We start from the raw sequence: 13,341 nt of genomic DNA, 5'->3' as shown, positions 1-13,341 counted from the left end.
CAGTGTTCCTTTTCAAAGGGGAGTAGCGTTAGGGTTCGCCCTAAAACAAAGTCGTCAATTCGTAGAAATTTTTTTCTTCCGGCTTTGTTGGCATTAATTTTTACTTTATGCTCAGCAAGACCTTTGCCGTTGTACTTTTTTATAAGTGCAGGCAAGGGTCTTTTTTGTTTGCTAAAAATCCAATTTTTGGATTGGTGCAAAAAAGACAAAAGAAGAACACTAACTATTGGAGGTTGAATAATTAATGGAAGCAACGATTTTATTAGAGTATGGCTGGGTTCTTCTTGTTTTAATCGGACTTGAAGGTTTATTAGCCGCCGATAACGCTGTTGTACTAGCGGTAATGGTAAAGCATTTACCACCTGAAGAAAGAAGAAAAGCATTATTTTATGGACTTTTAGGAGCGTTTGTATTTCGAATCGGAAGTTTGTTCTTAATCTCATATCTAGTTAATATATGGCAGGTTCAAGCAATCGGTGCAGCTTACTTATTATTTATAGCAGCTCATCATATTTATAAGAAATATGCGCATAAAGATGAATTGTATGAACCACAGAAGCAAGGTAAAGGTTCAGGTTTCTGGATGACTGTAGTAAAAGTAGAACTTGCAGATATTGCATTTGCGATTGATTCGATGTTAGCAGCGATTGTACTTGCTAAAACACTTCCAGCGACAGGTTGGTTCACTGTAGGTGACATTGATGGTGGTCAATTCATCGTGATGTTCTTAGGCGGATTTATCGGAGTCGTAATTATGCGATTTGCGGCACACTTGTTTGTAGATATTTTACAAAAACGACCAAGCCTAGAAACAGCAGCTTTCTATATCGTAGGTTGGGTAGGGGTGAAGTTAGCTGTAATTGCTTTAGCTCATCCATCAGTAGGCGTTCTACCTCATCATTTCCCTGAGTCATTTGGGTGGAAGGTTACATTCTGGGCAGTTTTATTAGGAATTGTCGCAATTGGATTTTTCACTTCACGAGAGAAGAAGACAAATCAGGAACAAAAAGGTATCTCATAACTAATAATTGAAAAAGCCTCTGTTGAAACAAATTCAACAGAGGCTTTTTTACTTTTGTTTTTAAGAATGTATGGAGCGTTTCATAAAGGATAATGTCTCAGTAATTCCTTGAGAGTAAGGGGTAGCTGGAAGCTTACCGATATTTTCTTCATACTTTTTTCCATCTAAAACGACAGGTCTTTCGAATAAATAGTAAAGCTCAACAGCTTCTTTTAGTTGCGCATCAAATAATCCGATGAATCTTAGCATATTTTTATTTACGGTTCCTACTTTTTTTGAATAGTTCGTTTGTGATTTAGCGATTGCTATGATTTCTTCTCCTGTAATGGTGCCAGCACCAGGTATATTCCAATGCTGATTATAGTTGTCTTCATTTATAGCTATTTCTAAAAGTGCTTTTGCACCATCTGGAGTATAAATGAATTCTCTGGCAATCTTTTGGTCGCCAAGGTATCTAGCCATTTTATTTTGAATTATCAGATCGAAAGTATAATGAAGAAGCGTACTAATAGCATTTGGACCATAGAAGTCAGGAAAGTGAGCGATGATGTAAGGAACATTAGAAAGATGTAACATGTTTGCGAGTTGAAGTCTAATTTTCCCTTTTTTCGTGTGAGGTTGCATAAGTGTCTCTTCGGATACTATATTATTATTGCTTTCTCCATACGCGTAAATATTATCAACAAGAATGATTTTCGCATTATTTTTTGTAGCGGCAGTAATAACATTTCCAAAAATGATTGGAAGATCTTTTTCCCATTTAGAATAGGAAATATTTACTGTTAAAAAGAAATGTGTGCAATCTTTTGTTTCTTGTATTAAAGAAGCTAAGTCAAAAACATCTATACTTGCTTTTATTATATCTTGCGATGGAAAGTATGCTTGTAGTTTTTCAAGATTACGGGCTGCAGCTACCGTTTTGATTTTTCGTGCTCTCAATTCTTCTACAAGAGCATAACCCATTCCACCACTTGCACCTAAAACAACAGCTTTCATTATTCATCTCTCCTCATTATTAACCGATGGTCAATTAAACGGTGAAAAAAATTAAACTAAACTAAACTAAACCTCTCGTAATAAAAGCCACGTGAGCCTTTGCAAAAGTTTCAATATCATTGTATGTTACATCTGACTTTAAATAGTGTGTAATAAATCCCTGTAATGAAAGAAATAAGGAAAATACCGAATGAACATTAGCATGCTTCGGGGAAAGTTCCCAAACAGCTTTGGCAAAATGATTATAGCTTTCATTGGCAGCATTTTTTATTCCTTCCAGCTCAACTTCTTGAATTAGAAACATCATTTCATAATGACTTTTATACGTAAAGGAAAAATGGATAAAGCACATGCAAACGGTTTGTAATTGCTCATAAGATGTCTCATAAGATTGATTCATCGCTTCTTTTAGAAATCCATCAAGCATTGCAAAATCTTGGTCAACCAATGCGTAGAATAATTCAGCTTTATTCTTAAAATGATAATAGATTGAGCCATGACTATATCCTAGGACGTTTGCTATTTGGCGCATGGACACTTTTCGATAGCCTTGTTCTTGAAAAAGTGTTCTAGCAGCTTTCATTATTGTATCTTTTGTTAGTTCGTTGTCTACAGCTTTTCTAGCAGTAATAAAGCAACATCCTTTCTAATTAATTAACCATTGTTCAATTAAACAATACCTTATAATTCCAAAAATGTAAATAATCATTTTTGGTTAGAATAAATAGAGAGGCTGTCCAAAGACAGCCTCTCGAAGCCAAAATATGAAGTTGTCTTATTTACTACCGCTTAATTGAGATTGAGCTTGTTGTACTAGACGTTTTGTAATCTCTCCACCAACTGATCCATTAGCACGAGATGAAGTATCTGAACCTAAAGTAACACCAAATTCTTGTGCTATTTCATATTTATATTGATTTAACATTTGTTCAACACCAGGAACTAATAATTTGTTGCTGCTTGACATACCATTCACTCCTTTATTTGTTTTACAGAGTTCCCTCTGTAAGCTTAGTATGATTCTTTCGATGTTTTATATGTTGCTGCTTTAATGGAAATCGTTCCTTTAAATGCGTGTAACGAAAAATTATAGTAATTGCTACATTAGCAGCTTTAAATTTAAGAAAGTTTGGAAATAGTAAGGGAAAGTAGGTGAGAAGTGTGGATTTAGCGAATGGCAAAACGTATTGGAATCATACATTCAATGGATATGTATACCCAAAGTTAGAGGAGAATATAGAATGTGATGTATTAATTATTGGAAGTGGTTCATCGGGTGCTCATTGTGCTTATTTCTTAAGCGAAACGAATTTATCAGTAGTATTAGTTGATAAAAGAGATATTTGTTGTGGTAGTACGAGAGCGAATACAGGGTTATTACAATATTGTAATGATAAGACCTTAACGTCTACAATACATTCATTTGGTGAAGAGGCGGCAGTGCGACACTATTCATTATGTGTACAAGCGTTACAAACGTTAAAGAATCAAGTAGTTCCGAATCTGTCAAATCAATCTGATTTTATAAGTCGCCGGAGTCTATATTTTGCTTCAACTGAAAATGATGTTCCTATGCTTGAAGAGGAGTTTACTACCTTAAAAAAGTATGGATTTCCAGCAGAATATTGGACAAGAGAACGTATTCAATCACATTTTGGTTTTTCAAAAGCAGCTTCCATTATTACTGATGGTGATGCAGAGTTAAATCCGTTTAAGCATGCACAAAGCCTCATTCACTATGCTCATAATCATGGTGTGAGAGTGTATGAGCATTCCAAAATTATTCGAAAAGATCATAGTGCTGATAAAAATATGCTTTATGTAGAGAATGGCAGCAGTATTACAGCGGAATATGTCATATATGCAACAGGATATGAATCACAGGAAGAAGTGTTGGACCCTAATGGTGTTATTGTGAGTTCTTATGCAATTGCAACAAACCCTATTAGAGAGATAGCTAATTGGTACGAGAACATGATGATTTGGGAGACAGCAAGGCCATACATATATGCAAGGCAAACGATTGATCATCGAATTATTATAGGTGGATTAGATGAAACAACTACACGTGTAGAGAAACGAGATTCGATGATTATTCATAAAAGAGATCAACTGCTAAAGCAATTATGTGAGCTTTTTCCAGAATTGGAGGGTAAAGTAAAAGCGGATTATTATTGGGGTGCTTTCTTTGGCGAAACGCATGACGGTTTACCGACTATTGGAATATACAATGATTATCCAAATAGCTTCTTTCTACGAGGGTTTGGAGGGAATGGAACAGTATATAGTATTATTTTATCACAAATTATACGAGATCTTATTCTTACTGGAAGTCATAAAGATGCGTATCTTTATATGAAGGAAAGACCAACTAAAAGGTAATGAAGAATTTTAAAAGTTATTGTATATGCATGGACAAAATCTACTGAAACCGACTACAATAAGAGGGTTGTTTAAAAAACATTGGATTTTGTTGAAAGGATTTCATTCATGCAGAAATTGAATAAGGATCTATTAAACAAGTTAACCCCTGCACAACTAATTGTTGTTTATTATTTCCTCGCTGTAACGGTTTCTACAATTTTGTTGAAATTACCTGTTGCTTTAAAGCCTGGTGTTGAATTATCAGTTGTTGATGCATTGTTTGTGGCGGCAAGTGCTGTTAGTGTAACAGGGCTTACTACAATTGATATTTCGCAAACATTTAGTGTAACTGGTGATTTTATTTTAATGTTTGTATTACAGTTTGGCGGAATTGGTATTATGACTCTCGGAACATTTATGTGGCTTCTTTTTAAAAAGAAGATAGGCTTTAAGGAAAGACGTCTCATTATGACCGACCAAAACCTTTATTCTCTGTCAGGACTTGTACAATTATTACGACAAGTGTTATATCTGATTATTATAATTGAAGTCATAGGCGCTCTTGTTCTCGGTGTATACTTATTAAAGTTTTATTCCAATCCTTTTGAAGCACTGTTTCATGGAGCATTTATGTCAGTAAGTGCGACAACAAATGGTGGCTTTGATATAACTGGGGCATCGTTAATACCGTATGCTAATGATTATTTCGTGCAATTTATTAATATAATCTTAATTATATTAGGTGCTATTGGTTTTCCTGTTTTAGTCGAAGTAAAGAATTTTCTTTTTAATAAAAGCTCGGCTAAGTTTCAATTTACATTGTTTGCAAAGTTAACTTCTGTAACATTCTTCGCTTTGATTATATTTGGAACTTTTATGATTATCCTACTAGAATTTAATCATTTTTTTCAGGGGAAAAGTTGGCATGAAAGCTTTTTTTATGCTTTCTTTCAGTCAGTCTCGACTCGAAGTGGTGGATTGTCTACTATGGATGTTAGTCAGTTCTCAGAACCGACGTTGCTTTTATTAAGTGGTTTAATGTTTATTGGTGCATCGCCAAGCTCAGTTGGTGGTGGTATTCGAACGACTACATTAGCCCTAAATGTCTTGTTCTTGTACCATTTTGCCCGTGGGAATAAACGTATAAAAGTCTTTAAAAGAGAGATTAGTGAAATAGATATTCGTAAGGCTATTGTTGTGTCGTTAACAGGTTTCTCGATTTGTGTAGGTGCTGTATTTACATTATCAATTACAGAGTCTTTTACATTAACAGAGATACTATTTGAAGTGTGTTCAGCATTCGGAACGACAGGGCTTTCGATGGGGATTACACCAGATCTATCTACATTCGGTAAGTTTGTTTTGATTGTATGTATGTTCATTGGACGAGTAGGTATTGTTACATTTATCTTTATGATTGGTGGAAAAGAAAAGCAGGTGAAATATCGTTATCCAGAAGAGCGTATTATTATTGGGTAATATCAAAATATATGAATTGAAAAATCAGCTGTTAGCTTACTACAGCTGATTTTTTGTGGTTTCTTAACAAAAAAATAACATTAAAACAATAAAATAAACAAAAAGAACAAAGTAAAAACATATTAAAACAAAGTAATTATGTTAAAATAAGTTTGTAATTAAGTGAATAAAGAAAAAACATAATAACAGTTAGTAGGAGGCATAAAGATAATGCAAAATTGCTCAACAAACAATGTACAAGCAATTATTTTTGACTGGGCTGGAACTACGGTAGACTATGGATGTTTTTCTCCTCTACACGTATTTATCGAAATTTTTAAGCAAAAGGGAATTGAAGTAACGCATGAAGAAGCGAGGAAACCAATGGGAACGGCAAAATGGTCCCATATAAATGAAATGTGTCAGATGGAGCGAATTGCAAACGTATGGAAAGAGAAGTTTGGTAAGTTTCCTGATAAAAATGATGTCGATGAACTATATAGTCAGTTTGAGCCGATGCTATTTGCTACTCTACCTCAATACTGCAAGCTAGTTCCAGGTCTCTTACCTTTAATAGAAGAGTTGAAAGCATTAAATATAGCAATAGGTTCAACGACAGGATATACAGCAGAAATGATGGAGATCGTTACAAAGGAAGCGGAAAAGCAAGGGTATACACCTGATTCATTAGTAACACCTAATGAAGTGCCAGCTGGTCGACCTTATCCATGGATGATCTATAAAAATGCCATGAATCTAGGAATATATCCTTTACGTACAATCGTTAAAGTAGGGGATACAATCAGTGACATTGAAGAAGGGGTTAATGCTGGGGTATGGACGATTGGTGTAATTAAAGGGAGTAATGAATTAGGAATGACAGAAGAAGAAGTGAATGCTTGTCCTAATGATGTACTTCAAGAAAAAATGGAAATCGTATCAAAACGTTTCAAAGATGCTGGAGCGCACTATGTAATAGATGAAATCAGTAATTTAATAGATATTATTCCAATTATTAATCAGCGTTTAACACAATCAACTAACTAATTATTAAAGAGGGGTACAATAAAATGACTAGACGTAGAGATGAAAATAATCCGTATTTATTATTAACACCAGGACCTCTATCAACATCGAGTTCTGTGAAACAAGTGATGATGAAAGATTGGTGTACTTGGGATGTTGATTATAATAATCTTGTTCAAGATATTAGAAGCAAGCTCGTTCAGCTAGCAACTTCAACTAGTAATCAATATTCAGCTGTTTTAATGCAAGGTAGCGGCACATTTACAGTAGAATCAGTTATAGGTAGTGTAATACCAAAAGAGGGTAAACTAGTTGTTTTAGTTAATGGAGTATATGGTGCTCGGATTGCTCAAATTGCACAAATGCTACATATTGATGTAACGGTTATTGATAGTGGTGAGACATCGCAACCGAACTTAACTGAGTTAGAGAAGGTGCTACAAGAAGATTTACATATTACGCATGTAGCAGTTGTTCATTGTGAAACCACAACAGGTATGTTGAATCCAATCGAAGCGATTGGAGAAATCGTGAATAAATATGAAAAGACTTACATTGTAGATGCGATGAGTAGCTTTGGTGGCATCCCGATTGATGTGGAAGCTATTGGTATTGATTATTTAATTAGTAGCGCTAATAAGTGTATTCAAGGGGTACCAGGCTTTGGTTTTGTTATCGCCAAAATCGATGAGTTGAAGCAATGTAAAGGATACGCTCGTTCATTATCTCTTGATTTATACGATCAATGGGAAACGATGGAGAAGCATAATGGTAAATGGCGATTTACTTCTCCTACACATACAGTACGAGCTTTCTATCAAGCACTGCTAGAACTTGAAGCAGAGGGTGGAGTATTGCAAAGATATGAGCGTTTTAGCAATAGTCAACGTAAACTAGTTGAAGGAATGAGAGAGTTAGGCTATGAAACACTTTTAGAAGCTGATTTACAGTCACCAATTATTACATCATTTCATTACCTGAAGGAAGGAAACTTTTCTTTCCGAGAGTTATATCAATCATTAAAAGAAAAGGGATATGTGATTTATCCTGGAAAAGTTACCAACTTTGATACATTCCGTATTGGAAATATTGGTGAGGTTAATAAAGAGGATATTGAAAGTTTAGTGAAAGCAATTAAAGAATGTACGCAAGTAGTGTGTGAGTGCTAATGATAATAGATTTATGAAGAAGAGCGAGTGAATGAGCTAACATATTCACTCGTTTTTTAAAAAAAGAATAAGAGTGTACATAATTTTGAGTGGTGTCTAACTTTTACACCTGCCTTGCTCGGCCTACGACCGAGCAGGGTCCTTTTTGATTAGAAGTAAGGAGAAGAAGTAAACCCTATAATAAAAAGGGCCCGGTGACGGTTTTCTTATTATAGGGTTTGTTTGATAGTATAGGGGGTGTTTTATACTTTCTAGACAGAAACATTATAGAACTATAGTAGCCTTAAAGGCAGTATCAAAGAAATCATGCAAAGAATAGTAGCTAAAGAGTGTGTGTAGATGTCTGATATTGGTGAAGAATGGTAAAGAAGAATTCTTGAAATCCTAGATGTTGTAGTGAAAGTAAAAGTGTCTGATTTAGCTGTAACAGAAACAGTTCGCAGCTAAATTGAAAAGTTGGATAATGAAGAGAAGTTAAAAAGGATACGGTGAAAGTTCCTTTTAATAAGAGTGAGCCTTCCACTTTTGAAAGAGGAGTCATTCGTGGAAACGAACGAATAGGGAAGGAAGCCTGCAATTAATGATCAAGATATTAATGTCATAGAGAATAGTAGTAAGACGAACGGTGCAGTAAATGTAGAATTAGTTGGTATAACGTGATACAGCTTTAACTATTCTTATAGACAATACTTTTATTATGCCAAGTGAGTTATGATATGACATAAAAAGGCTGAACAGGTAAGAATTAATCTGTTTCAGCCTTTTTGTTTATATTGTATAAAGGGAACACCATTATATTACTTTCTTTTCTTGGTATGATTCACTTTCTACTTGATTATTGTTTTTGATTAAGTATATACAAACTAAAGCCAAGCTAGCGATGAAGATTACGTAAATAGCTACTGGAGTCCAGCTGTTGAACTCATTAACTAACGCGATAGATATCAGTGGTGCCGTACCTCCAAATATAGCAGCTCCTAGTTGATAGCCTATGGATATGCCTGTGTAACGAATATTAGCATTAAACAATTCTGAGAAGAGAGTACCTAATACGGCTGTAATCATAGACCATAGTGTATAGCCAATGAACGTGGCTATTGTTAGCCATAATACAGACTTTAATTGAACCATATAAAAATATGGAAAAGCAAATAGAATCATTCCAGCTGCTCCTATAATAAAAACTGGCTTGCGTCCAATTCGATCAGACAGACTACCGAATAAAGGAATCAAGAAAGTCGAAGCGAAAGTACCTACTGTAATAGCTGTAAGAACCGATGTTTGATTCATTCCTAAGTTCTTAGTGGCATATGTAATAATAAACGTAGAAAAAATATAGAAAGGTGCTGATTCAACAGCTTTGGCACCTGTAGCAAGTAATACTTCTTTTCGTTGATGAATAAACGTTTCGACAATCGGTAATTTAACGACATTTCCTTGTTTTTTCGCTTCTTCGAACTCTGGTGTTTCTTCTAATCCAGTTCGAATCCAAAGTCCGAGTAACACAAGAACAATGCTTAATACGAATGGAACACGCCAGCCCCATGTAATGAAGTCTGAGTGAGGTAATAAACTCATAAGTGAGATTGATAAAGTTCCGAGTAATAGTCCGATTGAACAGCCCATCATAGGGATACTACCACCAAATCCTTTATTAGAATCATCTGAGTATTCGACAGCTAGTAGAACAGCGCCACCCCATTCACCACCAACAGCAAATCCTTGAATAAGACGAAGTGTGACAAGAAGAACAGGGGCCCATATGCCGATAGTATTGTAATCTGGAAGCAGCCCAATAAGTGCCGTTGATCCACCCATAAGAACAAGTGTTAAAATAAGCGACTTCTTTCTACCAATTTTATCGCCAATATGACTGAATACAATTCCACCGAGTGGTCTAAAGAAGTATGGAATTCCAAAAGAAGCTAATGCAATTAATGTTCCCATAAAAGGATCGAATGTAGGGAAAAATAATTCATTGAATACAAGCGCGGCAACTGTTCCATAAAGTAAATAATCATAATATTCAATTGAGCTACCTATTACACTTGCAAGTAATGCTTTGCGTCTTGTTCGTTTCGTAATCTGCATATTTATGCTCCTTTTCATACTTGAATTGAAAGATATTTTCTAAGTTCGTGAAAAGTATAGCATCAAAAAATATGTAGTTTATTTGGTTCACGTAAAGATGTTATTAAGAATAAAGGGAATATTCTTCATATTTTTTTAACAAAAGTCGCAAAATCCAATTAAATCAAAGTGAAACCAATTTACAAACCAATATAATAGAAATGAATAGTAGCGTGTAGGGAGCTGAGAGGGAGACCGATTTGATATGGAAGGAGATAGTGGAGAAGGGTAATATATTAATAAATTAAAAAACAGCTAGGGCATGTCGATGCCCTAGCTGTTTAACATGGTAAATTACCAGCCCCAAACCATTACGAAGATTGATCCAAGAATTGTAACTAAACCAACAAATACTGCATATGCAATATTGATATAAAGATCTTTTCTATCATCAGATTCACCAATATGCATGAATAGGAATAATTGTAAACTTGCTTGAATTATAGCAGTTACAAGTAGTATTGCCATCTCAGCTCCGAATGAAAGGTCGAGTGTTACGACTGAGAAAGCGGCAGCTGTTAAAATGAGTGAAGACAAGAAGCCGATTACATGGGCTTTAGGAAATAACTTTGCCATTTTACATCAGTCCTTTCAGGTAAATAAAGCTGAAGATGAAGATCCAAACTACATCTAGGAAATGCCAGTATAGTGAGAAGATAAATGCTTTGTTAGCTGTAGCAGCATTTATTCCACGTTTAGCAAATTGAATCATAATAGCGATACCCCAGAATAAACCAAATGTTACGTGGCCTCCGTGAGTACCAAGTGTTGTTAATAATGTAGATGTGAATCCACTCGTTTGTAGAGCAGCACCTTCATGTACATAATGGAAGAACTCATAAATCTCGTAAGCAACGAATCCTGCACCAAGAGCTAGAGTAATACCAAACATTGTCATCATTGCTTTTTTCATGCCCAAACGCATTGCATGAATTGCAATACCGATTGTAAAACTACTAGTTAAAAGCATAATTGTTTCAGCTAGTACGCCGCCAATAGCGAAAATATCGTTTCCAGTAGGCCCGCTTCCAGTACGATTTTCCATAATGAAATAGACCGTAAATAGGGTAGCGAAAAGTACAATTTCCGCGCCTAGAAAAATCCAAAATCCGTAAATCTTTAATCGATTTTCTTCGGTACTATATTCTAGAGGTAGAGAGTGATCTACTTTCATTACTTATCACCTCGCATAAGTTTGCTTTCGATTTCCTCGATTTCTTTAACTTTGATGTGGTATCCATGATCCTTGCTGAATGAGCGAGCAAATAAGGAGACAGGAATTCCGATAGCAAAGACAAGCGCTAACTGCCACCAACCAAAGACTAAACAAAATGCCGATGCCATAAAGAACATAGCCATTACGAAAGGTACAAAGCTGTTGCTTGGCATATGGATTTCTTGATATGGTCCATCTGCATAAAGCTTATGTTTACCTTTCTTGTGATCCCACCAAGCTTCAACACTTTTTACTGTTGGTGTTTTAGCAAAGTTGTAGTAAGGTACTGGGAAGCTTGTGCTCCACTCAAGTGTTCTTGCATTCCAAGGATCTGCTTTTGTTAAGCGTGGCTCGTAACGGACACTCCAGTAGATACCATAAACTAGAACAAGGAAACCAACTGTTAATCCTAGCGCACCAACGAAAGATAGTAATTGTAAAGGACCGTATCCAGTTGCCTCAGAATACGTGCTCATACGACGTGTTGCACCATTTAATCCTAAGAAGAATAATGGTAAGAATGTTACGTTGAAGAAAATTGCGATTAACCAGAATGCAATTTTTCCAAGCTTTTCGTTCAGTTTGAATCCGAACAATAATGGCCACCAGTAATACATACCAGCTAATACAGCGAATACTGTACCAGGAATAAGTACATAGTGGAAGTGAGCTACTAAGAATAGCGTATTATGATATTGATAATCCGCACTTGCCATAGCTAATGCAACCCCAGTTATTCCTCCAAGAGTGAAAATTGGAATGAACGCTAGAGTATATAACATAGGTGTTGTAATCTCAATCTTACCTTTATACATCGTTCCTAACCAGTTAAAGATTTTTACCCCGGTAGGTACAGCAATTAACATTGTTGTAATTGAGAAGAATGAGTTAGCCAGTGCTCCTTGACCCATTGTATAGAAATGGTGAACCCATACAGTGAATGATAAAAGAGAAATGGCAACCATACTAAATACCATTGATTTGTAACCGTAAAGCTGTTTTCTAGAGAATGTAGAAATAACTTCACTGAATATTCCGAAGGCAGGTAGGATAACGATATATACCTCAGGATGTCCCCATACCCAGAATAGGTTGGCCCATAGCATATCCATACCGCCGTCAGACATTGTAAAGAATTGAGAACCGAATAAACGGTCAAACAACATCATAGCAAGAGCAACTGTTAACACAGGGAATGCGAAGATGATAATGATACATGTAATTAAGATAGACCATGTAAACATTGGCATTTTCATTAGTGTCATACCAGGAGCACGCATTTTCATAATAGTAGTGATAAAGTTAATACCCGTTATCAATGTCCCAAGACCTGATAACTGTAGGGATAAACTATAATAGTTCGTTCCTACTGTTGGGCTGAATTGCTCACTTGCCAGAGGGAAATAAGATGTCCAACCAGCATCAGGTGAACCACCGAAAATAAATGAAACATTTAATAGAATACATCCGGCAACGAATAACCAGAAACTTACTGCATTTAAATATGGAAACGCAACATCACGAGCTCCAATTTGTAATGGAACAACGATGTTAATTAATCCAATTACGAATGGCATCGCCATGAAAAGAATCATAACCAAGCCGTGCGTTGTGAAAATTTCATTATAATGCTGTGCATCTAATAATCCATTTTCAGGAATTGCAGTTTGCGCTCTCATCATAATTGCATCTACTCCACCACGGAATAGCATGATTAGAGCAACTAAAATGTACATAATACCGATTTTTTTATGATCAACCGTTGTAAGCCATTCATCTTTTAACCAGCGCCATTTCTTAAAATATGTGAGGCCAGCTACAACTGCTATACCACCAAGAACGATACTAATCGTTGCTGCTATAATAAATGGATCACCGTGTAAAAAAAGAAAATAATCTTCCCATTTCACATTCACAATGAGTAGCTCCTTTCTCAAAAGCTGTATTTTTACAGTTCTTAT

The 13,341-nt window shown here is 35.6% G+C and carries 12 protein-coding genes; 5 read left to right on the top strand and 7 right to left on the bottom strand.

Annotated features, from left to right (window positions below; genetic code table 11):
- Positions 1 to 244: 244 nt before the first annotated feature.
- On the top strand, positions 245 to 1,021 hold the full coding sequence (locus tag TX86_RS12620) for a TerC family protein (RefSeq protein WP_042349151.1): 777 nt from the start codon (positions 245 to 247) through the stop codon (positions 1,019 to 1,021).
- A 60-nt stretch (positions 1,022 to 1,081) separates the two neighbouring features.
- Here the strand turns inward: TX86_RS12620 and TX86_RS12615 are convergent, their stop codons facing one another.
- From TX86_RS12615 to TX86_RS12605, 3 genes are all read right to left on the bottom strand, one after another.
- Positions 1,082 to 2,017 (bottom strand): NAD-dependent epimerase/dehydratase family protein, encoded by a 936-nt coding sequence (locus tag TX86_RS12615; protein WP_336469857.1) that lies wholly within the window; start codon positions 2,015 to 2,017, stop codon positions 1,082 to 1,084.
- Positions 2,018 to 2,078: 61 nt separating this feature from the next.
- Entirely contained in the window at positions 2,079 to 2,648 is a 570-nt protein-coding gene (locus TX86_RS12610; protein ID WP_042349149.1) for a TetR/AcrR family transcriptional regulator, read from the bottom strand.
- Between the two features lie 144 nt (positions 2,649 to 2,792).
- The gene (locus TX86_RS12605) at positions 2,793 to 2,984 is read right to left on the bottom strand and encodes an alpha/beta-type small acid-soluble spore protein (protein WP_042349148.1); all 192 of its coding nucleotides are present in this window, start codon (positions 2,982 to 2,984) and stop codon (positions 2,793 to 2,795) included.
- A gap of 194 nt (positions 2,985 to 3,178) precedes the next feature.
- Here TX86_RS12605 and TX86_RS12600 point away from each other — a divergent pair, with 194 nt between their 5' ends.
- The 4 genes from TX86_RS12600 (at position 3,179) to phnW (ending at position 8,034) form a co-directional block, all read left to right on the top strand.
- Entirely contained in the window at positions 3,179 to 4,399 is a 1,221-nt protein-coding gene (locus TX86_RS12600; protein ID WP_042349147.1) for an NAD(P)/FAD-dependent oxidoreductase, read from the top strand.
- 108 nt (positions 4,400 to 4,507) lie between these two features.
- Complete coding sequence (locus TX86_RS12595; protein ID WP_042350449.1) at positions 4,508 to 5,860, top strand: TrkH family potassium uptake protein; 1,353 nt, start codon at positions 4,508 to 4,510, stop codon at positions 5,858 to 5,860.
- A gap of 210 nt (positions 5,861 to 6,070) precedes the next feature.
- Positions 6,071 to 6,886 (top strand): phosphonoacetaldehyde hydrolase, encoded by an 816-nt coding sequence (phnX, locus tag TX86_RS12590; protein ID WP_042349146.1) that lies wholly within the window; start codon positions 6,071 to 6,073, stop codon positions 6,884 to 6,886.
- Between the two features lie 23 nt (positions 6,887 to 6,909).
- On the top strand, positions 6,910 to 8,034 hold the full coding sequence (gene phnW, locus TX86_RS12585) for a 2-aminoethylphosphonate--pyruvate transaminase (RefSeq protein WP_042349145.1): 1,125 nt from the start codon (positions 6,910 to 6,912) through the stop codon (positions 8,032 to 8,034).
- A gap of 792 nt (positions 8,035 to 8,826) precedes the next feature.
- Here phnW and TX86_RS12580 read toward each other — a convergent pair.
- The 4 genes from TX86_RS12580 to qoxB form a co-directional block, all read right to left on the bottom strand.
- Positions 8,827 to 10,125 carry an MFS transporter gene (locus tag TX86_RS12580; protein WP_195892892.1) on the bottom strand — a complete coding sequence of 433 codons (1,299 nt, stop codon included), beginning with the start codon at positions 10,123 to 10,125 and terminating at the stop codon, positions 8,827 to 8,829.
- Positions 10,126 to 10,458: 333 nt separating this feature from the next.
- Entirely contained in the window at positions 10,459 to 10,740 is a 282-nt protein-coding gene (gene qoxD / locus TX86_RS12575) for a cytochrome aa3 quinol oxidase subunit IV (protein ID WP_042349143.1), read from the bottom strand.
- 1 nt (position 10,741) lies between these two features.
- Complete coding sequence (locus tag TX86_RS12570; RefSeq protein WP_042349142.1) at positions 10,742 to 11,338, bottom strand: cytochrome c oxidase subunit 3; 597 nt, start codon at positions 11,336 to 11,338, stop codon at positions 10,742 to 10,744.
- Positions 11,338 to 13,296, bottom strand: a complete 1,959-nt coding sequence (qoxB, locus tag TX86_RS12565) for a cytochrome aa3 quinol oxidase subunit I (protein ID WP_439096764.1) — start codon at positions 13,294 to 13,296, stop codon at positions 11,338 to 11,340. Before qoxB ends, TX86_RS12570 begins: the two co-directional genes overlap by 1 nt.
- Positions 13,297 to 13,341 lie beyond the last annotated feature (45 nt).

This window comes from Bacillus massiliigorillae (assembly GCF_000380245.2).
Lineage (GTDB): Bacteria > Bacillota > Bacilli > Bacillales > DSM-1321 > Bacillus_AD > Bacillus_AD massiliigorillae.
The sequence above is the reverse complement of the archived record's forward strand: the minus strand, read 5'-3'. Positions and strand labels throughout refer to the sequence as shown.